Here is a 19,357-nt window from a genome sequence, read left to right as displayed (position 1 = left end):
GGCGAAGCAAAAATCGAGGAAGGCATCCATGAAACTGACCTGGTACGGACATTCCGCATTTCGCATCGAAACCACCGAGGCGAAAATCCTCATCGATCCCTATCTGATCGGCAATCCGTCATGGACGGGCGGCTGGGAAGAGCCGGCGGAAGGGGTCACGCATGTGCTGCTGACCCACGGCCACAGCGACCACATCAGCGGCGCGCTTGAAGTGCTTGGGAAAAGCGGCGCCATGCTGGTCGCCAATTTCGAGATCTGCATGTATCTGGTCGGCAAGGGCGTCAGCGACAAGAAGATCAATCCGGGCAATATCGGCGGCACGATCGATTGCGGCAGCTTCACCACCACCTTCGTCCAGGCGCTGCATTCCTCGTCGTTCCCGGGCGACAAGGGCCAGAACACCTATCTCGGCAATCCCGGCGGCCTCGTGCTGCATTTCCAGGAAGACAAGACGCTCTATCATATGGGCGACACCGACATCTTTTCCGACATGGCGCTGATCAACGAACTGCACGAGCCGAAGATCGGCATCGTGCCGATCGGCGACCGCTTCACCATGGGCGGCGCGGTGGCAGCCCTTGCCTGCCGGCGCTTCTTTCAGTTCGAGACGGTCATTCCCAGTCACTTCGGCACGTTTCCGATCATCGACCAGACCGCCGACAAGTTTGTCGCGGGGCTGGAGGGTTCCGGCGTGAAGGTGGCGTTGCCGGAGATCGGCGGGACGATTAGCTTGTAGAAGACGGTAGGTATAAGGCGCCAAAATGGAGTGAAAACATGGTTTTAAGGGGCTTTCTTTTCATTTCTGTTCTTTCTGTGGCCTCCCCGGCTCCCGCCGCGGAGGACTTCATCAAAGGCGTCTATCTCCAGTCCGAGGACCTTTGTGCGCAGGCCAAGAAGTACACACTGGAGGCGCTGATCGACGCCGGCAACATCGTGCTCTCGGCGCGTGGCCTGCACAGCGTCGAATACGATTGCGAGTTCCTTCAGATCACCAAGGCGACGCTATCGCCGAGTTGGGCGGTGACAGCATATGTCAGGAGCCGGGACATGTCTTTCCGGACGTTCTCTCCGTAACGCAATTGAGCCCGAAGCAGATCGATCTGGTTTCGGTCCGACCTGCGGAAGACGAAAGCGAGGCGAGCGGCAACAGCGGCAGCTTTTTCCTCTGCGACGGTGTGGCCCTGCCATAGACCTTCTGGCTGAGTTCTCGGCACGATGCATGTTGCGCGGCACGCGCCGCGCCGCTATAGCGCGGACTGGTTTTCCCGAGGCACAAGCAAATATGTCCGTTGATCTGCAGACAGTGAAGCGCGTCGCGCGTCTCGCCCGCATTGCGGTGAGCGAGGCGGATGCCGAGCGCATGACCGGCGAGTTGAACGCCATTCTCGGCTTTGTCGAGCAGTTGAACGAGGTCGAGGTCGCCGGCGTCGAGCCGATGACGTCGGTCATTCCGATGGAGATGAAGAAGCGCCCGGACGTCGTCACCGACGGCAGCAAGGCGGCCGACATCGTCGCCAACGCACCGGCGACCGAAGAGAATTTCTTCCTCGTTCCGAAGGTCGTGGAGTAGCGGGCCGATGGCAATCGAGATCGCCATCGAAACGCCGCTGCAGGACGACGTGCGCGGGCTGGTCAAGGAGCTCAACGACACGCTGCTGGAACTGACGCCGCCGGAGCACTGCTCCCACATGACCGTCGAGCAGATGGCCGACAACGACACGACTGTCTTCATCGCTCGCGACAACGGCCTCGCCATCGGCTGCGGCGCGCTGAAACGCCACGATGGCGCCGTCGGCGAGGTCAAGCGCATGTACACGCGGCCTTCGCATCGCGGGCAGAAGATCGGCGCCGGGATCGTCGAGCGAATCGAGGCGCTGGCGCGCAATGAAGGACTGAAGCGTCTGGTGCTGGAAACCGGCGACCGCCATCCGGCTGCGTGGACCGTCTATGAACGCGCCGGATTTTCGCGCTGCGGCCCGGTGCTGGACTATCCCGATTCCGGGTGGTCGGTGTTTTACGAAAAGAGCCTTGCCTGATGAGCGACCTGACCCACCTGACGATATCGCAGGCCCGCGCCAAGCTGCGCGCCAGGGAAATCACCGCAACCGAGATCACCGAAGCCTATCTCCAGGCAATCGAGCGGGCCAATCCGGCGCTCAATGCCTATGTCGTCGTAACCGATGACAAGGCGCGCGACATGGCCAAGGCCTCGGACGCGAAGCTTGCGAAGGGCGAGGGCGGGTCGCTCGAAGGCATTCCGCTCGGCATCAAGGACCTGTTCGGCACCGAAGGCATCCACACCCAGGCCTGCAGTCATGTGCTGGACGGCTTCAAGCCGCACTACGAATCGACCGTCACCGCCAATCTGTGGGCCGACGGCGCCGTCATGCTCGGCAAGCTCAACATGGACGAGTTCGCCATGGGCTCGTCCAATGAGAGCTCCTACTACGGCCCTGTCGTCAATCCGTGGCGGCGTTCACGCGTCGACACGATGGTGATGCCGACCACGCATCAGGGCGATGGCGGTTTTGTCTCGGCCGGCGGCACCAGGACCGCGCGCACGCTGGATAACGCCCAACTCGTGCCGGGCGGCTCGTCGGGTGGCTCGGCCTCCGCCGTTTCGGCGTTCCTGTGTGCCGGCGCCACCGCCACCGACACCGGCGGCTCGATCCGCCAGCCCGCCGCCTTCACCGGCACGGTCGGCATCAAGCCGACCTACGGCCGCTGCTCGCGCTGGGGCATCGTCGCCTTCGCTTCGTCGCTCGACCAGGCCGGTCCGATCGCCCGCGACGTGCGTGACGCCGCGATTCTCTTGAAATCCATGGCCTCGGTCGATCCGAAGGACACCACCTCGGTCGACCGCCCGGTGCCGGATTATGAGGCGGCGATCGGCAAGCCGATCAAGGGCATGAAGGTCGGCATCCCGAGGGAATACCGCGTCGACGGCATGCCCGACGAGATCGAGGCGCTGTGGCAGAAGGGCATTGCCTGGCTGAAAGATGCCGGCGCCGAGATCGTCGACATTTCGCTTCCGCATACCAGATATGCGCTGCCGGCCTATTACATCGTCGCGCCCGCCGAAGCCTCGTCGAACCTAGCCCGCTATGACGGCGTCCGCTACGGGTTGCGCGTGCCGGGCAAGGACATCGTCGACATGTACGAGAAGACCCGCGCCGCCGGCTTCGGCCGCGAGGTCAAGCGCCGCATCATGATCGGCACCTATGTGCTCTCCGCCGGCTACTACGACGCCTACTATCTGCAGGCGCAGAAGGTGCGCAACCTGATCAAGCGGGATTTCGAAAACGCATTCACTGCCGGCGTCGACGTCATCCTGACGCCGGCGACGCCGTCGGCGGCCTTCGGCATCGCCGACGAGGACATGACCGCCGACCCGGTCAAGATGTACCTCAACGACATCTTCACGGTGACCGTGAACATGGCCGGACTGCCGGGCATCGCCGTGCCCGCAGGGCTCGACGCCAAGGGCCTGCCGCTCGGCCTGCAGCTCATCGGCCGGCCGTTTGACGAGGAAACCTTGTTCCAGACCGCCCATGTCATCGAACAGGCTGCGGGTACGTTCCAGCCGGAAAAGTGGTGGTAGTGTCGTCTCCCATCTGAAGCGGTGAGGGACGCCGCCTACCGGCTGTCGGGCCGCGTCGATCGGCTTTTTCCCGGACCGGGTGTCGGCTCGGGCGGCTGACCGATCACGGCTTGCCGCGCCGCCGAGAAGAACTGGCGACGCACCAGAACCGCCAGCAACAGCAGCGTCGACAGCACGAACACTTTTGGGTCGACGAACCAGCCGAGATAGCCGATCGAGAAGAACACGCCGCGCATGCCGGAATTGAAATGTTTTCCGGCCAGCATGTTCATCCGCGCCGCCCGCCATACCGCCGTCTCGCTGACCGGGTTGCGTGAAGCCTCGCCGTGCGGGATCGGCACCGCACCGATCAGGATCGAGCAATAGTTGAACAGCCGGTAGGCCCAGCCGAACTTGAAAAAGGAATAGGCAAGGATCAGCACCAATCCGAACACCTTCATCTGAAAGGCGGAGCGGGACGACGTCGCGCCGAGCGGCAGGTCGCTCAGCACCGAAACAACCTGATCGGAGGCGCCGAGTAGGGCAAAACACCCGCCGATCGCAATCAGCGAACTGGAGGCGAAGAAGGCGGTTCCCTGTTGAAGGCCGGCCATGATGGCGGTGTCGACAATGCGGACCTCGCGTTCGGCCATGTTCCGCATCCAGGCTTGACGCTGGACGTTCATCGCCGTCGTCAGCGACATGCGCCTGACCAGCTTTCCGTCGGAGGCGAGCGTATGCAGCACCCACACGAAAACGAAAAAACCCAGCGCAACGAGGTCTGCCGTCGACAAATGGAAGGAATCGCCCATGCAACCCTCTTACCACAAGCGGTGGCGGCGCTTCGATGGCGGAACGCAACGATGTCGCTGCCGGAGCAAACAAGGTCGGCAGGTGCAGCGCCGCAATCTTCGAAAGAGCGGAAACATCACAGGAATTCCTATATGTAAATTCCAATAGGAGAGCGACGCGTGTTCCTTTCGGTTTTCGACCTGTTCAAGATCGGCATTGGACCATCGAGTTCGCACACGATGGGACCGATGACGGCTGCGCGGCGTTTTCTCGACGAGGTCGCGGGAGATGACTGGCCACGCCCGGCCGGCGCCAAGGTCGACCGCATCGCCGCCAGCCTGCACGGCTCGCTTGCCTATACCGGCATCGGCCATGGTTCAGATCGCGCCGTCGTGCTCGGGCTTGCCGGCCAGACGCCGCAGACGGTAGACCCCGATCAGGCGGACGGCATCGTCGACCGTATCGCCGCCGAGAAGCGGATTTCGCCGCCCGGCCATCCGTCCTATCGCTTCGACCCGGCGACGGATCTGGTGCTGGATCGCAAGACGCCGCTTTCCCGCCACGCCAACGGCATGGCTTTCTCTGCCTATGATGCCGACGACCGCCTGCTGCTCAAGCGCATCTACTATTCGATCGGCGGCGGCTTCGTGGTTTCCGAAGAAGAGCTGCAGCGGATGAAGGCGAAGGGCTCGGTGACGACGGAAGGCAAAAACGTTCCATACCCCTTCAAGAATGCTGTCGAGATGCTGTCGATGGCCGCGAAAAGCGGTCTTTCCATCGCCGACATGAAGCGCGTCAACGAAGAGACGCAGATGTCGCGTGAAGAGCTCGACGCCGGCCTCGACGGCATCTGGAGCGCGATGAAGAGCTGCATCGAGCGCGGCCTGTCGCAGGACGGCATCATGCCGGGCGGCCTGAAGGTGCGGCGACGCGCGCGACAATTGCATGACAAGCTGCAGGAGCAGTGGCGGCAGAACCGGCCCAATCCGCTGCTCGCCAACGACTGGCTGTCGATCTATGCCATGGCGGTGAACGAGGAGAACGCCGCCGGCGGGCGCGTCGTCACCGCGCCGACCAATGGTGCTGCAGGCACGCTGCCGGCGGTGCTGCGCTACTGGCTGCATTTCCATCCCGAGGCCGACCAGCCAAGCATCCGCGATTTCCTGCTGACCGCAGCAGCGGTCGGCGGCATCATCAAGACCAACGCTTCGATCTCGGGCGCCGAGGTCGGCTGCCAGGGCGAGGTCGGTTCGGCCTCGGCGATGGCGGCAGCGGGGCTGTGCGCCGTGATGGGCGGCACGCCTGAGCAGGTCGAGAACGCCGCCGAGATCGCGCTTGAGCATCATCTCGGCATGACCTGCGATCCGGTCGGCGGGCTGGTGCAGGTGCCTTGCATCGAGCGCAACGCGCTCGGCGCCGTCAAGGCGGTGACTGCCGCGTCGCTGGCCATCAAGGGCGACGGCGTTCATTTCGTGCCGCTCGACGCCGCGATCGAGACCATGCGCCAGACCGGCCTCGACATGAACGAGAAATACAAGGAAACCAGCCTCGGCGGACTGGCCGTCAATATCGTGGAATGCTGAGCCAAATCTTGCACTGTGGATTGGCGCCGTGGAGAACAGCGGCACTGTGGAGAAAGTCGGCACTGTGGAGAAAGTCGATTGGGCCAGTTGACGCCTTCGCGCGCCGGACTAAACCTTGATCCATGTCCCTCAATCTCATAAAGCTCTGCGTTGGCTGCGACAGCGTCGAAGATCTCGAAGAGTGGATCGCGTTCCGCCTCGACGAACGGCGGCGCGCCGGTGAACCGGTCGAGCACTACCACACCACCCGCATGACGCCGACGCGCCGCGCCGAGGTCACCGATGGCGGTTCCCTCTACTGGGTAATCAAGGGCAACGTGCAGTGCCGCCAGTTGATCACCGAAATCCGTCCTTTCACCGATGACGAGGGTATCGGCCGCTGTCACCTGATCCTCGATCCCGCGGTCGTGCCGACTGAATGGCAGCCGCGCCGCGCCTTTCAAGGCTGGCGCTATTTGAAACCGTCGGACGCACCGGCCGATCTCTCCAAGGGCAAAGCGGGATTGGTCGAAATGCCGCCGAAACTCAGGCGCGAGCTTGCCGATCTCGGCCTGCTCTAGGAAGATCCCCAAAATTCAAAGCTGCGGTGGTCGCCGGCCCTCGAGGTCGCCTCTGCTGGGCTTGCAAGCTGTGCGACAACGCCACATCTTGAATGTCATGAGCGACAAGAAGCAGCCCGTGCCCGCAAAGGCCAATCCTGCGCCGGTCGAATCCCAATCGAGCACCGGCGAGATCGACGCGTTTATCCGTCAGGCAAGGACGCTGGCTGCGTCCGCGACCGGTACTGGCAGGCTGATCCTTTCCCTCGACGCGACGATGAGCCGCCAGCCGACCTGGGATCTCGCCTGTGCGCTGCAGGGCGAGATGTTCGACGCCGTCGGCAAGGCCGGGGCGCTCAAGGTCCAACTGGTCTATTTTCGCGGTTTTGGCGAGTGCCGCTCATCCGCATTCGTCACCGATACGAACGCGCTGAAGCAGCTGATGACGCGGATCGAATGCCGCAGCGGCCACACCCAGATCGGCAAGGTGCTCGCCCATGCGCTGAAACAGACGGCGGCGGCCAAGGTCAACGCGCTGGTCTATATCGGCGATGCGATGGAGGAAAATATCGACGATCTGGCGGAAAAGGCCGGCAGCCTCGGCCTGCACGGCGTTCCTGTCTTCGTCTTTCAGGAGGGCCATGATGCCGGCGCGGAAAAGGCGTTCAAGGAAATTGCGAGGCTGTCCAAAGGCGCCTGGTTCCGATTTGACCGGCGGGCCGCAGCAACCTTGGCCAGCCTGCTATCGGCGGTCGCCGTGTTTGCGACCGGCGGGCTGAAGGCTCTGGAGGCCAGGGGCAGGCCGGAAGACCGGCTGATGATCGAGCATCTGCGGAGCGGCAGGAAATGATGGGCGCAACTATCGCATTCGTGGCGTTGCTTTTGGTGCTGCTCGGCGTGGCAATGGTGTTTCTGCGCGCCGACCCCGCGAAACTCGCAAGCTGGATGAGGACAGTTGGGCCTGTCCTGCTGGCGCTGATCGGCGTCGCCGCGCTTCTGGTTGGACGCGCAGGCATCGGCGGCTTGATCCTGTCGACGGCGCTCGCCTGGTATGGCTCGATGCGGATGAAGCGGCCGACGGCGAAACTGGAGCCGGGCAAGTATTCAACCGTGCGCACCGCGGCCCTCGAAATGGAGCTTGATCACGATACCGGCAATTTGGAGGGCCTCGTGCTCGCCGGCCGCCATGAAGGCAAGATGCTAGGCACGATGAGCCTTGCGGAATTGCAGCAGCTTTATCGCGAACTCCCCGGCGACCCTGAGAGCCGCCAGCTGCTAGAGACGTATCTTGACGGCAGATTTCCCATCTGGCGCAAAGACGCGGAGGCGAATGGTGGCGACGGGCTGGGTGTTTCGCCAGGTTCGGGCGCCATGACTAAGGAGGAGGCCTACAAGATCCTTGGTCTTGAAGCGGGGGCCGCCGCGGCGGATGTCCGCAAGGCGCACCGCCGCCTGATGCAGCGCCTGCACCCCGATCTCGGCGGCACTTCGTTTCTGGCGGCGCGGATCAACGAAGCCAAGGACGTCTTGCTCTCCAATCACAACTAGTCTCCTTCGACGCAGAATTCTTCCGGGAGATGTTTCGACGCCGCCTACTGGTGGACGGCGTAGCACTCGATTTTCTTTTTCTTCAGGGCGTTGCAGGCTTTCGAGGCGGCAGTCTTCGAGCCAAAGCCGAACCGGGCGCGGTAGTAGGTCACGCCGCCCTTCTCGAAGGCGACGGTGAAGCCCACAGCATCGGCCAGGACCGAAGGCGCCTGTTTGCTCGTCTCGTCCAGGAGAGCCTGGGCTTCGGACTGTTTTGGCGAAGAGGCGACCTGGACTGCCCAGCCGGACGGCACCGACGCCGTGTTGACGGGATCGACCGTTGCCGGTTCGCCATAGGCTGCTGCGACCCGTGCGGTCGCCACATCGTCCGCCGTGGCCGCGGCCACTGTTTCGACCTTCTTGGTCCGAGAGACGGGCCTGGTCTCCACGACGGGGGTGGCTTCTTCAACGACGGGCTCGGTTTCCTCCACCAGAGAGGCAATGGCATCGCCGTCCGGGGCCTCGTTGTACGCCGCATCGTCGTCCGGCCTGCTGTCCGGCGTCGGCGCGTCGCGCTTGGGCAGGAATACTTTCGCCAGCGCGGTGATCGGGTTGCCACCACTGGCCTTGGCGATCAGCATGCCGCTGCCGCGCGACGACGCCTTCGGCAGGTAGGCTTTGATCAATGCGGCCATCTGGTTGTCGCGGCTGCCGCCGGATTTCCCGCCTATGACCACCGCGACGATGCGGCGATCGCCGTCGTCGACCGAGGAAACGAGATTATAGCCGGAGGCGCGGGTGTAGCCAGTCTTGATGCCGTCGACGCCCTTGATGCGTCCAAGCAGGCGGTTGTGGCCGTTGATGCGCCTGCGGCCGTAGAGAAAGGAACGCTGCGAGAAATAGCTGTAATACTGGGGAAAATGCTCCCGCAGCGCGATGCCGAGCACCGCCATGTCGCGCGCGGTGGTGAACTGACCCGGATTTGGCAAGCCGTGGGCGTTGCGGAAAACGGTCCCCTTCATGCCCAGTGCCCGCGCCTTGGCAGTCATCATGTGGGCGAAATTGGTTTCATTGCCGCCGAGAAGTTCGCCGATTGCGGTTGACGAGTCGTTTGCCGACTTGGTCACCATCGACAGGATCGCGGTCTCGACCGTTATCGCGCCGCCCCGTTTGACGCCGAGTTTGGTCGGCGGTTCGGCAGCAGCATTGGCCGAGAAGACGACGCGGGAGTTCTTGCCGATCTTGCCGTTCGCCATGGCCTCGAAGGCCAGGTAAAGCGTCATCATCTTGGTGAGCGAGGCGGGATAGCGTCGGCCATCGGCGTTCGAAGAGTAAAGCACCTTGCCGGTCTTGGCGTCGATGACGATGGCCGCCGACCTCGCCGCCATGGACGAAGCAGCTCCGGCAACGACGAATGTCATCGCCAAAGCGAGGATCATGATCGTTTTCAAGGAGGACGCGGATTTGGAGAGAATGCCCGACAACGCCTGACGCACCGATGGTTCCTTTGAATTTTTGTTGCGGTGGAGGCGGCAAAGGGGTCCTGCCTCACTTCAAGCCAAGCTATCGCGGCCAGCGTTACCAATCCGTTTATGGTAACCGTGGCGTTCACCATTTTCTTCGAGCTTGAGCTTTTCTTTATTCGAATCTTAGCTATTTCCCGACGGTTGCGCCGATCTGCTGGCCGGATGGCCGGGGCCGCACCCGGTGAAACCCGCACTCGGTAAAAAACTTGACTTTTGTGCAGTGCACAATATATTATTTGCATTGCACAACGCGGCCCCGGGAAAAGGCCGCGTCCACCGCTCAAGGACAACTGGCAAGGGATTGCGTGAATGACCCAGACCTATGAAGATTTCAGCAAATACGGCAAGGAGTTTGCGGATAGCGGCTTGAAGAGCTTCGCATCCCTTTCCAAGGGCGCGCAGGCCATCGCCACCGAGGCGGGCGAGTACACCAAGAAAAGCTTGGAGGCCGGCAGCGCAGCAGCCGAGAAACTTTTGTCGGCCAAGTCGCTGGAGAAGGCGATCGAGATCCAGTCCGATTTTGCCAGGCAGTCGTACGAAGCCTTCGTCACCGAAGCCACCAAGATTGGTGACCTCTATGCCGAACTCGCCAAGGAAGCCTACAAGCCGTTCGAATCGATCGTCGCAAAGGCGAAATAATCTCGCTACAAGATGTGAACACGGCCCTTGGGCCAGCAAGACGGACCCGGTCGCGAACGTGCGGCCGGGTTTTTTTCATGGCAATTAAGTTTCCAGCCGATCGACGCTGATCTAAACAGCAATGAGCCAGCTTGTCGGTTTAGCTTAAGGGCGAATGATGCATGGGTCGATAAATGATGCCGGCGCTCCGCTAACGCTGGAACACATCAGCCGAAGCTTCGGCGACACCCGGGCGCTGGATGACGTTTCGCTTTCGATTGCGCCTGGAGAGATCGTCTGCCTCGTCGGCCAGTCCGGTTGCGGCAAATCCTCGCTTTTGCGGATCATTGCAGGCGTCGATACTGCGGACAGCGGAAGAATTCTGCTCAATGGCATTGAGATCGCGGGCGCGAACAGCTTTGTCGAGCCCGAAGACCGCAACATCGGATTCATGTTCCAGGATTATGCCCTGTTCCCGCACCTGACCGTCGAGGAGAACGTGGCCTTCGGCCTCAAGCGGCTGTCGCGGCGCGAGGCGAGCGCCCGTGCGGCCGAGGTGATCGCCCGAATCGGCATCCAGGCGCTTTCCGGCCGTTACCCACACACGCTTTCAGGTGGCGAGCAGCAGCGAGTCGCACTGGCGCGGGCGCTTGCCCCAAAACCCGTCATCCTGCTGATGGACGAGCCTTTCTCGAACCTTGATCGTGGCCTGCGGGAGCGGGTGCGCGAGGAGACCATTTCGACGTTGAGAGCCTTGGGGACGACGGCGATCCTCGTCACGCACGACCCGGAGGAGGCCCTTTCCGTCGGTGACCGGGTTGTGCTGATGCAGGAGGGGCGGGTTGTGCAGGTCGGGACGGGCTACGATATCTATGATCATCCCAATTCACTCTACGCCGCCGAATTTCTGTGCCCGTGCAACAGGGTAGAGGGCATCTACCGCGATGGTCGGGTCGAAACGGTGCTGGGCACCTTTCCAGCCCGGCTCGATCTTCCGGAAGGCGGCAAGGCGTTTGCCTGCATCCGCCCGCAGGCTATCTCCCTTTCAGGTCCCGACGAAGGTCTGTCGGCGCTTGTCGTCAACCGCTCTTTTCTGGGTGAGATCGAACAATTGCTGGTCAGGATCGAGGGCGTTGCTGACCTCTTGCGCTTGCGCACCACCAGCCGGATCGATGTAAAGCCGGGTGAGCCGATCCATCTGACCATAGATCCAGGCGGCGTCCTGATATTCGCTGCGGCATAAGTCGCAAGCGCTTTGGTCGCAAAGTAACTTGACTAAATTAGTCACATATGATCGAGCAATTCCCGGGCTGTCAACCAATGCCGGCCGCACCAATCAATTAATGGAGGACCGCTTCATGAAGAGCCTTTCCACATTGCGACTCGCCCTGGTGGGCGGCGTCTTCGCCCTCGCTGGCGGGGCCAGCGCCATGGCGGCCGAACTGAACATCTACACCACGCGTGAGCCTGGGCTGATCCAGCCGCTGCTTGACGCCTTCACCGCCTCGAGCGGCGTCAAGGTCAATACAGTCTTCATGAAAGATGGTCTGGCGGAGCGTGTGGCCTCGGAAGGGGAAAGCTCACCTGCCGATATTCTCATGACGGTCGATGTCGGCAACCTCGCTGACCTGGCCGAAAAAGGCCTGACGCAGCCGGTCGTATCCGATGTTCTGAAAGCCGCGGTCCCGGAGAACCTGCGTGACCCGGCCAACAACTGGTTTGCTCTGTCGATGCGGGCCCGCGTACTCTACGCGGCCAAGGATCTCGATCTTGCCGCATTCAACTACGAGGACCTGTCCGATCCAAAATGGAAGGGCAAGGTCTGCATCCGGTCCGGCCAGCATCCCTACAACACCGCTCTTTTCGCCGATTACATCGCACATAACGGCGCCGAGGCGACGGAAGCATGGCTTGCCGCCGTCAAGGGGAATCTCGCCCGCAAGGCGGGCGGCGGCGACCGCGATGTGGCCAAGGACATCCTCGGCGGCATTTGCCAGATAGGCATCGCCAATTCCTACTACGTCGGACTGATGCGCTCCGGCAAGGGCGGTGAGGAGCAGGTCGCCTGGGGCGACGCGATCAAGGTCGTCCTGCCAACGTTCAAGGATGGCGGCACGCAGGTCAACGTCAGCGGCGCGGCCGTCGCAAAGCATGCGCCGAACAAGGGTGAGGCGGTCAAGCTGCTGGAATATCTGGTCTCCGACGACGCCCAGACACTCTATGCCAAGGCAAATTTCGAATACCCGGTCAAGGCCGGCGCTCCGATCGACCCGATCATCGCCTCGTTTGGCGCGTTGAAAGTCGATCCCGTGCCGATGACGGAAATCGTCAAGCATCGCAAGCAGGCAAGCGAACTGGCCGAGAAGGTCGGCTTCGACAACTGATGAGCGATCCGGGCGTGGGCAGTGCTGCGCCCGGTGATCTCCCGATGTCGGATGTCGACCTGCGGAAAGCCTCCACTGTGAAGGTCGCCCGGTACTGGTCCGGGCGACTGTGGTTCATGGCGACGGTGCTTGTCGCTGTGCTGGTGGCGACTCCGGTTCTCGCCCTTATCTGGCAGGCGCTGCGGGGATCGAGCGGGCTCTGGCCGCATCTCCTCGCCTATGTGCTGCCACAGGCCTTCCAGCAGACCACGGCGCTCCTCATCGGCGTCGGTGTCCTCGTCACGCTTCTTGGCACCTCGACGGCCTGGCTTGTCACCGCCTATGACTTTCCCGGCCGCAGGTTTCTCGAATGGGCGCTGCTCCTCCCGCTCGCGGTGCCGACCTACATAATCGCCTACGTCTATCTCGATCTTCTCCATCCGATCGGCTTGGTCCAGGGTGCGCTCAGAGCGGCCCTTGGCTTCACCAGCCCACACGAATTCCGCCTTCCCGACATCCGGTCGATGGCCGGCTGCATCGTGCTGCTCGGCTTCGTGCTCTACCCCTATGTGTACCTGACGACGCGGGCGATGTTTCTCACCCAGGCGGCCAATCTGGTCGAGGTGTCGCGCACGCTTGGAAGTGGCAAAGGCGGCGTCTTCTGGCGCGTTGCGCTGCCGCTGGCACGTCCGGCGATCGCCGTCGGCGTCAGCCTCGCGCTGATGGAGGCGCTGAACGACATCGGTGCCTCGGAGTTCCTGGGCGTGAAGACACTGACGGTCTCGGTCTACACGACATGGGTGACGCGGTCCGACCTGCCGGGCGCGGCGCAGATTGCGCTCGCCATGCTGTCATTGGTGGTCGCGCTCGTCACCATCGAGCGTTGGGCGCGCCGTCGTCAGCGTTATTGGTCGAGCGCACAAAAGGCGCGGAATTTCACACCGCATCGTCTCGGCACCGTTTCGGGTCTGGTGGTTTTTGCGCTCGGCCTTTTGCCGGTGTTCATCGGGTTCATCGCCCCGGCGAGCTATCTTGCCGTCGAGGCGTGGAAGCGCGTCCGTTTCGCAGGGCTGTCGCCCCGGCTTTTGTCGGAAACGCTCAACACCGTCACCCTGTCGGCCATGGCGACGCTCGCCATCCTGCTCTTCGGCGTGATCATCGCCTATACGGCGCGCTCGCTTCCCGGCCGTGTCACGGCGGCTTTGCAGCGGATTTCCACGGTCGGCTATGCGATGCCCGGCACCGTGGTGGCCATCGGAATATTGTTGCCCGTCGCGGCTCTCGATCAGATGATCGACCGAACCGCGCTCGTATGGCTGGGCGCGCCAACCGGCCTGCTGCTGATCGGGTCCGGAGCAGCGCTCGGCTACGCCTATGTCGCACGCTTCCTGGCGATTGCGGTCGGTTCGGTCGAGGCGGGCTTCAGCCGCATTCCGCGCTCGTTCGATCACGCCGCGCGCAGCCTCGGCCAGAATGTGACTGGCACATTCCGGCATATTCATCTGTCGCTTTCGAAACCGTCGCTCGTCGCTGCGGGCTTGCTCGTGTTTGTCGATTGCATGAAGGAGTTGCCGGCGACGCTTCTGTTGAGGCCGCTTAATTTCGAGACCCTGGCGACGCATCTCTACGGCGAGGCGGCGCGCGGGACCTACGAGGAAGCCTCGATCGCGGCACTTGCCATAGTTCTCGTCGGCACCTTGCCTGTCGCTGTTCTCGCTCGTGTTGGACGATGGAAATCCTGAGTGTGCCCGGCCTAAACAGTCTCGCTGGCACCTAAAGCGCGTCGCGTTCGACCGGCCTCATGCGACGCGCTTTAGGTTGTTGTTTTATGCATGTCGTGATCGCAAAACCGCTACACACTTTTGCGCGACATGCATTAAAGCGCGTCTGTTGGCTGACGCGCCCACGATAAACCGCAAGTGCTCCACGCCTGTCGGATCGTGCCGATGCCCTCGATTTTGAAATCAGGGGCTCTGCTGCCTTCACGATTTCGAAAAATCGGTCAAGTTTGGCCACCTAGCCATATTGTCAGCTAAACAGAAGGGCTTAAAATCATTCATCGAACACCTACATGTCGAACGCGCATGGGGATTCGAAAAGGCAGGGTTACGTGACGACAGGTTTGACTGCCACAACAGATGTGGTGCGGATGCAAAACGGCAGCGACGGCAACGAGACCGGTCGCGGCACGGCCGTCATCACGCGCACCAAAACCAAGACCAAGAAGCCTAGCCTTTACCGGGTCCTCATTCTCAACGACGACTACACGCCCATGGAGTTCGTGGTTCACGTGCTGGAGCGTTTTTTCCAGAAGGACCGTGAAGCCGCCACACGCATCATGCTTCATGTTCACAATCATGGAGTGGGCGAGTGCGGGGTCTATACATTCGAGGTGGCCGAGACCAAAGTGTCTCAGGTCATGGATTTCGCCCGACAGAATCAGCATCCGCTGCAATGCGTGATGGAGAAGAAGTGAGGTAACATGCCGGCTTTCTCCCAAGGCCTGGAAAAGGCGCTTCACCAGGCGCTGACGCTCGCCAATGAGCGGCACCACGAATACGCAACCCTTGAACATTTGCTGCTCGCGCTCATCGACGACACCGAGGCGGCCGCGGTCATGCGCGCCTGCAACGTCGATCTCGACGAGTTGAAGCATACGGTTCTCACCTACATCGACACTGAGCTCGACAATCTCGTTACCGGCTATGACGAGGATTCCAAGCCGACGGCCGGTTTCCAGCGCGTCATCCAGCGTGCGGTGATCCATGTGCAGTCGTCCGGCCGCGAGGAAGTCTCCGGCGCCAACGTGCTCGTTGCCATCTTCGCCGAGCGCGAGAGCCATGCCGCCTATTTCCTGCAAGAACAGCAGATGACCCGCTACGACGCGGTCAACTACATCTCGCATGGCATCGCCAAGCGGCCCGGCGCATCCGAGACGCGGTCGCCGCGCGGCGCCGATGACGAGCAGGGCCAGAGCGGCGCCGAGCCGCAAGAGGACGGCGGCAAGAAAAAGCAGCAGCAGGACGCGCTGACCGCCTATTGCGTCAATCTGAACAACAAGGCCAAGGCCGGCAAGATCGATCCGCTGATCGGCCGCGAGTCCGAGATCAACCGCACCATCCAGGTGCTGTGCCGCCGTTCCAAGAACAATCCGCTCTATGTTGGCGACCCCGGCGTCGGCAAGACGGCGATCGCCGAGGGCCTCGCCAAGCGCATTGTCGAGGGCGATGTGCCGGAAGTGCTGCACAACGCGACCATCTTCGCGCTCGACATGGGGACATTGCTGGCCGGCACCCGCTATCGCGGTGATTTCGAGGAGCGGCTGAAGCAGGTCGTCAAGGAGCTCGAGGATTATCCGGGCGCGGTTCTGTTCATCGACGAGATCCACACCGTGATCGGGGCAGGGGCGACGTCTGGCGGCGCCATGGATGCGTCGAACCTGTTGAAGCCGGCGCTGTCGTCGGGAACGATCCGCTGCATCGGCTCGACCACCTACAAGGAGTTCCGCCAGTTCTTCGAGAAGGACCGCGCCTTGGTGCGGCGCTTCCAGAAGATCGACGTCAACGAACCGACCATCGAGGACGCCATCGAGATCATGAAGGGTCTCAAGCCGTATTTCGAGGAGTTCCACAAGGTTCGCTACACGGCTGAAGCGATCAAGGCTTCGGTCGAACTGTCGGCGCGCTACATCAACGACCGCAAGCTGCCGGACAAGGCGATCGACGTGATCGACGAGACCGGCGCCTCGCAAATGCTGGTGCCGGAGGCCAAGCGCAAGAAGACCATCGGCATCAAGGAGATCGAAGCGACGATCGCCACCATCGCCCGCATTCCGCCGAAGACGGTTTCCGCCGACGACGAGAAGGTGCTGGCCGGTCTCGACATCGAGCTGAAGCGCGTCGTCTACGGTCAGGACACCGCGATCACGGCTTTGACCTCGGCGATCAAGCTGGCGCGGGCCGGCCTGCGCGAACCGGAGAAGCCGATTGGCTCCTACCTGTTCTCGGGGCCGACCGGCGTCGGCAAGACCGAAGTGGCAAAGCAGCTTGCGGCCTCGCTCGGTGTCGAGCTGATCCGCTTTGACATGTCCGAATATATGGAACGCCACACCGTCTCACGGCTGATCGGTGCGCCTCCCGGCTATGTCGGCTTCGACCAGGGCGGCCTGTTGACCGACGGCGTCGACCAGCATCCGCATTGCGTGCTGTTGCTGGACGAGGTCGAGAAGGCGCATCCGGATCTGTTCAACATCCTGTTGCAGGTCATGGACCATGGCAAGCTGACCGACCACAACGGCAAGCAGATCGACTTCCGCAATGTCATCCTGATCATGACCACCAATGCGGGCGCCTCGGATGCGCAGCGCGCGGCGATCGGTTTCGGCTCGACCAAGCGCGAAGGCGACGATGTCGAGGCGATCAACCGGCTGTTCACGCCGGAGTTCCGCAACCGTCTCGATGCGATCATCCCGTTCGGCTCGTTGCCGGTGCCGGTCATCCACCAGGTGGTGCAGAAGTTCGTCATGCAGCTCGAGGCCCAGCTCTCCGAGCGTGGCGTCACCTTCGACCTGTCGCAGGAGGCGATCGCCTGGCTGGCCGAGAAGGGCTATGACGAGCGCATGGGAGCACGGCCGCTCGGCCGCGTCATCCAGGAGCACATCAAGAAGCCGCTGGCCGACGAGGTGCTGTTCGGCAAGCTCAAGAAGGGCGGCACGGTGCGTGTCACCGTCGACAAGAAGGAGACCGGCGAAACCGGGCTGAAGCTCGAGTCACTCGCCGACGAGGCGCCGGTCAAGCCGAAGAAGGAAGAACCGGACGACACGCCGAAGCCCAGGAAAGCTGCCGGCAAGAAGCCGGCCGCGAAAAAGGCGGTCGCGCAGAAGGCGGAGCCCAAGGGCAAGGATGGCAGCAAGCGCAGCCTGGTGCCGCAACTGCCTCGCAAGGGATGATGGCCTGAAAGTAAAAAAGCCCCGGAAACGGGGCTTTTTTCGCTGGATGAAGAGCTGGTGGGTGGCTGAACGCGCGAAGCCCGGCATCAGTTTGTCAGCGCCGTCCGTATCTTGCCAGCATTCTCAGCCAACACTTCCGGCTTCTCCATCTGCCCACTATGCGGCTTCAAAGGGATGCCCTCGAAGCGTGGAATGACGTGGATATGGAGGTGGTAGACGGTCTGGCCCGAAGCGGGCTCGTTGAACTGCAGGATGGTGACGCCATCGGCGCCGAAGGCCTTCTTCACCGCCACCGCCACCTTTTGCACGACGGCGAAGAGTGGGCCGAATGTTGCCGGATCCGCGTCAAGCAGGTTGCGCGACGGCGCCGTCGGCACAACCAGCGTATGACCCGGACCTTGCGGCATCACATCCATGAAGGCGACAACCGCGTCATCTTCATAGACGCGATGCGACGGGATTTCACCGCGCAGGATTTTCGCGAAGATATTGTTGCTGTCGTAGGTGGTTTGTTCGGCCATGGCGTGCGCTCCGGATTGTGCCTTGCTCCTACCGCATCGACCCGACAATCGGAATCGATCTTCGGAAAGTACGATGCTTTCGAGCGTACTTTGTGCGTCCAATTGGACGCACGTCGCTCTAATCGTCCGCCAGATTCTTGCGGAACGGGGTGTGCTCTTCGAGATAGCCGGCCATCCGCTCCACTTCGCGGCGCTCGCGCCTGAGATAGTCGGCGACCGCGTTACGCAAGCCGGGATGCGCGATGTAATGCGCCGAATGCGTGGTCACCGGCCTGTAGCCGCGCGCCAGCTTGTGCTCGCCTTGTGCGCCGGCTTCGACCACCTTCAGCTTACGGTCGATGGCGAAGTCGATCGCCTGGTGATAGCAGACCTCGAAATGCAGGAAGGGGTGGTCCTCGATGCAGCCCCAGTTGCGCCCGTAGAGCGCATCCGAACCGATGAAATTGATGGCACCGGCAATGTAGCGTCCATTGCGCTTGGCCATCACCAGCAGGATGTCGTCGGCCATGCGCTCGCCGATCATCGAGAAAAACGCGCGGCTGAGATAGGGCCGCCCCCATTTCCTGCTGCCGGTATCCATGTAGAAGGCAAAGAAGTCGTCCCAGACCCTTTCGGTCAGGTCCTTGCCGGTCAGCCAGTCGATCGAGATGCCGTGACCGAGCGCCTCGCGCCGCTCCTTCTTCATCGCCTTGCGCTTGCGCGATGCCAGAGTGGCGAGAAAATCGTCGTAGGTCGAATAACCCTCATTGAAGAAGTGGAACTGCTGGTCGGTGCGGTGCAAAAAACCCGCCGCTTCCAGCGCTTCGACATCCCTCAGCTGCGCGAAAGTCACATGCGCGGAGGAAACGCCGAGTTTTTCCGTCACCGCCTTCAGGCCGGCTGCCAGGCCGGCCTTCACGGCGCGACTGTCCTCGCCCGTGTTGACCAGCAGGCGAGGGCCGGTGACCGGCGTGAACGGCACGGCGCATTGCAGTTTTGGATAGTAACGCCCGCCAGCGCGCTCGAACGCGTCCGACCAGCCGTGATCGAATACATATTCGCCCTGGCTGTGCGATTTCAGGTAGCAAGGAATGGCACCGAGCAGCTTTCCCTGCGCTGTCTCGAGCCTGAGATGATGGCCCTGCCAGCCGGTGCGCCGCACGGCGCAGCCGCAATCCTCAAGCGAGCTCAGAAAAGCGAATGAAACGAGTGGGTTGTATCCGTTTTTTGTATCGCCGCGTGAGGTCCCGCCGAGGCCATCCCATTCGGCGCAGGTGAAGGCTCCGATGCCGGAGGCAACCCGGATCGCATACTCTCCATTCGCCGTTTGCCCGTCGCCTTCATCGCCTTGATCCATGAGGCCTATTTAAGCTCCGTGCCG

At 62.2% G+C, this 19,357-nt stretch carries 19 protein-coding genes and 1 pseudogene; 16 read left to right on the top strand and 4 right to left on the bottom strand.

Annotated elements, in window-relative coordinates:
* Positions 1-28: 28 nt before the first annotated feature.
* The 5 genes and pseudogenes from AC0L3O_RS15305 to AC0L3O_RS15285 all read left to right on the top strand — a co-directional run bounded on the left by AC0L3O_RS15305 (position 29) and on the right by AC0L3O_RS15285 (position 3,601).
* Positions 29-736, top strand: a complete 708-nt coding sequence (locus tag AC0L3O_RS15305; protein WP_473615940.1) for a metal-dependent hydrolase — start codon at positions 29-31, stop codon at positions 734-736.
* Between the two features lie 38 nt (positions 737-774).
* Positions 775-1,190, top strand: a pseudogene (locus AC0L3O_RS15300) (hypothetical protein).
* Positions 1,191-1,282: 92 nt separating this feature from the next.
* The gene (gene gatC, locus AC0L3O_RS15295; RefSeq protein ID WP_023801200.1) at positions 1,283-1,570 is read left to right on the top strand and encodes an Asp-tRNA(Asn)/Glu-tRNA(Gln) amidotransferase subunit GatC; all 288 of its coding nucleotides are present in this window, start codon (positions 1,283-1,285) and stop codon (positions 1,568-1,570) included.
* 7 nt (positions 1,571-1,577) lie between these two features.
* A complete protein-coding gene (locus tag AC0L3O_RS15290; RefSeq protein ID WP_023801201.1) occupies positions 1,578-2,036 on the top strand; it encodes a GNAT family N-acetyltransferase in 459 nt (152 codons plus the stop codon).
* Positions 2,036-3,601: an amidase gene (locus tag AC0L3O_RS15285; protein WP_473615938.1), complete on the top strand. Its 1,566-nt coding sequence runs from the start codon at positions 2,036-2,038 to the stop codon at positions 3,599-3,601. The genes AC0L3O_RS15290 and AC0L3O_RS15285 overlap by 1 nt, the downstream gene beginning before the upstream one ends.
* A 35-nt stretch (positions 3,602-3,636) precedes the next feature.
* Here AC0L3O_RS15285 and AC0L3O_RS15280 read toward each other — a convergent pair whose 3' ends face one another.
* Positions 3,637-4,392: a DUF599 domain-containing protein gene (locus tag AC0L3O_RS15280; protein WP_473615937.1), complete on the bottom strand. Its 756-nt coding sequence runs from the start codon at positions 4,390-4,392 to the stop codon at positions 3,637-3,639.
* Positions 4,393-4,551: 159 nt separating this feature from the next.
* On the opposite strand from AC0L3O_RS15280, the gene AC0L3O_RS15275 reads away from it, so the two are divergent.
* The 4 genes from AC0L3O_RS15275 (at position 4,552) to AC0L3O_RS15260 (ending at position 8,042) form a co-directional block, all read left to right on the top strand.
* Positions 4,552-5,955, top strand: coding sequence for an L-serine ammonia-lyase (locus AC0L3O_RS15275; protein ID WP_473615935.1), 1,404 nt, complete (start codon positions 4,552-4,554; stop codon positions 5,953-5,955).
* Between the two features lie 122 nt (positions 5,956-6,077).
* Positions 6,078-6,515: a DUF1489 family protein gene (locus tag AC0L3O_RS15270; RefSeq protein ID WP_473615934.1), complete on the top strand. Its 438-nt coding sequence runs from the start codon at positions 6,078-6,080 to the stop codon at positions 6,513-6,515.
* A 97-nt stretch (positions 6,516-6,612) separates the two neighbouring features.
* Entirely contained in the window at positions 6,613-7,344 is a 732-nt protein-coding gene (locus AC0L3O_RS15265) for a vWA domain-containing protein (RefSeq protein WP_419693396.1), read from the top strand.
* Positions 7,341-8,042 carry a DnaJ domain-containing protein gene (locus AC0L3O_RS15260; RefSeq protein ID WP_236374133.1) on the top strand — a complete coding sequence of 234 codons (702 nt, stop codon included), beginning with the start codon at positions 7,341-7,343 and terminating at the stop codon, positions 8,040-8,042. The genes AC0L3O_RS15265 and AC0L3O_RS15260 overlap by 4 nt, the downstream gene beginning before the upstream one ends.
* Before the next feature lie 44 nt (positions 8,043-8,086).
* Here AC0L3O_RS15260 and AC0L3O_RS15255 read toward each other — a convergent pair whose 3' ends face one another.
* Positions 8,087-9,409 carry a D-alanyl-D-alanine carboxypeptidase gene (locus tag AC0L3O_RS15255; protein WP_473615932.1) on the bottom strand — a complete coding sequence of 441 codons (1,323 nt, stop codon included), beginning with the start codon at positions 9,407-9,409 and terminating at the stop codon, positions 8,087-8,089.
* Here AC0L3O_RS15255 and AC0L3O_RS15250 point away from each other — a divergent pair.
* The 7 genes from AC0L3O_RS15250 to clpA all read left to right on the top strand — a co-directional run bounded on the left by AC0L3O_RS15250 (position 9,387) and on the right by clpA (position 17,476).
* Positions 9,387-9,512 carry a hypothetical protein gene (locus AC0L3O_RS15250; RefSeq protein WP_280809885.1) on the top strand — a complete coding sequence of 42 codons (126 nt, stop codon included), beginning with the start codon at positions 9,387-9,389 and terminating at the stop codon, positions 9,510-9,512. The two genes, AC0L3O_RS15255 and AC0L3O_RS15250, sit on opposite strands and share 23 nt — an antisense overlap.
* 344 nt (positions 9,513-9,856) lie before the next feature.
* Entirely contained in the window at positions 9,857-10,186 is a 330-nt protein-coding gene (locus tag AC0L3O_RS15245) for a phasin family protein (protein WP_473615931.1), read from the top strand.
* A gap of 154 nt (positions 10,187-10,340) precedes the next feature.
* Positions 10,341-11,408: an ABC transporter ATP-binding protein gene (locus tag AC0L3O_RS15240; RefSeq protein ID WP_473615930.1), complete on the top strand. Its 1,068-nt coding sequence runs from the start codon at positions 10,341-10,343 to the stop codon at positions 11,406-11,408.
* Positions 11,409-11,523: 115 nt separating this feature from the next.
* Positions 11,524-12,549 (top strand): extracellular solute-binding protein, encoded by a 1,026-nt coding sequence (locus tag AC0L3O_RS15235; protein ID WP_473508474.1) that lies wholly within the window; start codon positions 11,524-11,526, stop codon positions 12,547-12,549.
* Between the two features lie 116 nt (positions 12,550-12,665).
* Complete coding sequence (locus tag AC0L3O_RS15230; RefSeq protein WP_473616033.1) at positions 12,666-14,270, top strand: ABC transporter permease; 1,605 nt, start codon at positions 12,666-12,668, stop codon at positions 14,268-14,270.
* 407 nt (positions 14,271-14,677) lie between these two features.
* A complete protein-coding gene (gene clpS / locus AC0L3O_RS15225) occupies positions 14,678-15,004 on the top strand; it encodes an ATP-dependent Clp protease adapter ClpS (RefSeq protein WP_023801212.1) in 327 nt (108 codons plus the stop codon).
* Between the two features lie 6 nt (positions 15,005-15,010).
* Entirely contained in the window at positions 15,011-17,476 is a 2,466-nt protein-coding gene (gene clpA, locus AC0L3O_RS15220; RefSeq protein WP_027151907.1) for an ATP-dependent Clp protease ATP-binding subunit ClpA, read from the top strand.
* Positions 17,477-17,562: 86 nt separating this feature from the next.
* On the opposite strand, the gene AC0L3O_RS15215 is transcribed toward clpA, so the two are convergent.
* Both AC0L3O_RS15215 and AC0L3O_RS15210 read right to left on the bottom strand, forming a co-directional pair.
* The gene (locus AC0L3O_RS15215) at positions 17,563-17,997 is read right to left on the bottom strand and encodes an HIT family protein (protein WP_473615928.1); all 435 of its coding nucleotides are present in this window, start codon (positions 17,995-17,997) and stop codon (positions 17,563-17,565) included.
* Positions 17,998-18,115: 118 nt separating this feature from the next.
* Positions 18,116-19,333, bottom strand: a complete 1,218-nt coding sequence (locus AC0L3O_RS15210) for a GNAT family N-acetyltransferase (protein ID WP_473615926.1) — start codon at positions 19,331-19,333, stop codon at positions 18,116-18,118.
* Between the last annotated feature and the right edge of the window lie 24 nt (positions 19,334-19,357).

The organism is Mesorhizobium sp. WSM4810, from assembly GCF_055811235.1.
The sequence above is the reverse complement of the archived record's forward strand: the minus strand, read 5'-3'. Positions and strand labels throughout refer to the sequence as shown.

What these genes read in the sequence shown, in the direction of transcription:
- gatC (WP_023801200.1), top strand. Translation starts at nt 1,283, where the DNA reads ATGTCCGTTGATCTGCAGACAGTGAAGCGCGTCGCGCGTCTCGCCCGC.
- AC0L3O_RS15235 (WP_473508474.1), top strand. Translation starts at nt 11,524, where the DNA reads ATGAAGAGCCTTTCCACATTGCGACTCGCCCTGGTGGGCGGCGTCTTC.
- AC0L3O_RS15240 (WP_473615930.1), top strand. Translation starts at nt 10,341, where the DNA reads ATGATGCATGGGTCGATAAATGATGCCGGCGCTCCGCTAACGCTGGAA.
- AC0L3O_RS15280 (WP_473615937.1), bottom strand. Translation starts at nt 4,392, where the DNA reads ATGGGCGATTCCTTCCATTTGTCGACGGCAGACCTCGTTGCGCTGGGT.
- clpA (WP_027151907.1), top strand. Translation starts at nt 15,011, where the DNA reads ATGCCGGCTTTCTCCCAAGGCCTGGAAAAGGCGCTTCACCAGGCGCTG.
- AC0L3O_RS15250 (WP_280809885.1), top strand. Translation starts at nt 9,387, where the DNA reads ATGGCCGCCGACCTCGCCGCCATGGACGAAGCAGCTCCGGCAACGACG.
- AC0L3O_RS15210 (WP_473615926.1), bottom strand. Translation starts at nt 19,333, where the DNA reads ATGGATCAAGGCGATGAAGGCGACGGGCAAACGGCGAATGGAGAGTAT.
- AC0L3O_RS15230 (WP_473616033.1), top strand. Translation starts at nt 12,666, where the DNA reads ATGGCGACGGTGCTTGTCGCTGTGCTGGTGGCGACTCCGGTTCTCGCC.
- AC0L3O_RS15290 (WP_023801201.1), top strand. Translation starts at nt 1,578, where the DNA reads ATGGCAATCGAGATCGCCATCGAAACGCCGCTGCAGGACGACGTGCGC.
- AC0L3O_RS15285 (WP_473615938.1), top strand. Translation starts at nt 2,036, where the DNA reads ATGAGCGACCTGACCCACCTGACGATATCGCAGGCCCGCGCCAAGCTG.
- AC0L3O_RS15265 (WP_419693396.1), top strand. Translation starts at nt 6,613, where the DNA reads ATGAGCGACAAGAAGCAGCCCGTGCCCGCAAAGGCCAATCCTGCGCCG.
- clpS (WP_023801212.1), top strand. Translation starts at nt 14,678, where the DNA reads ATGCAAAACGGCAGCGACGGCAACGAGACCGGTCGCGGCACGGCCGTC.
- AC0L3O_RS15255 (WP_473615932.1), bottom strand. Translation starts at nt 9,409, where the DNA reads ATGGCGGCGAGGTCGGCGGCCATCGTCATCGACGCCAAGACCGGCAAG.
- AC0L3O_RS15305 (WP_473615940.1), top strand. Translation starts at nt 29, where the DNA reads ATGAAACTGACCTGGTACGGACATTCCGCATTTCGCATCGAAACCACC.
- AC0L3O_RS15215 (WP_473615928.1), bottom strand. Translation starts at nt 17,997, where the DNA reads ATGGCCGAACAAACCACCTACGACAGCAACAATATCTTCGCGAAAATC.
- AC0L3O_RS15245 (WP_473615931.1), top strand. Translation starts at nt 9,857, where the DNA reads ATGACCCAGACCTATGAAGATTTCAGCAAATACGGCAAGGAGTTTGCG.
- AC0L3O_RS15260 (WP_236374133.1), top strand. Translation starts at nt 7,341, where the DNA reads ATGATGGGCGCAACTATCGCATTCGTGGCGTTGCTTTTGGTGCTGCTC.
- AC0L3O_RS15270 (WP_473615934.1), top strand. Translation starts at nt 6,078, where the DNA reads ATGTCCCTCAATCTCATAAAGCTCTGCGTTGGCTGCGACAGCGTCGAA.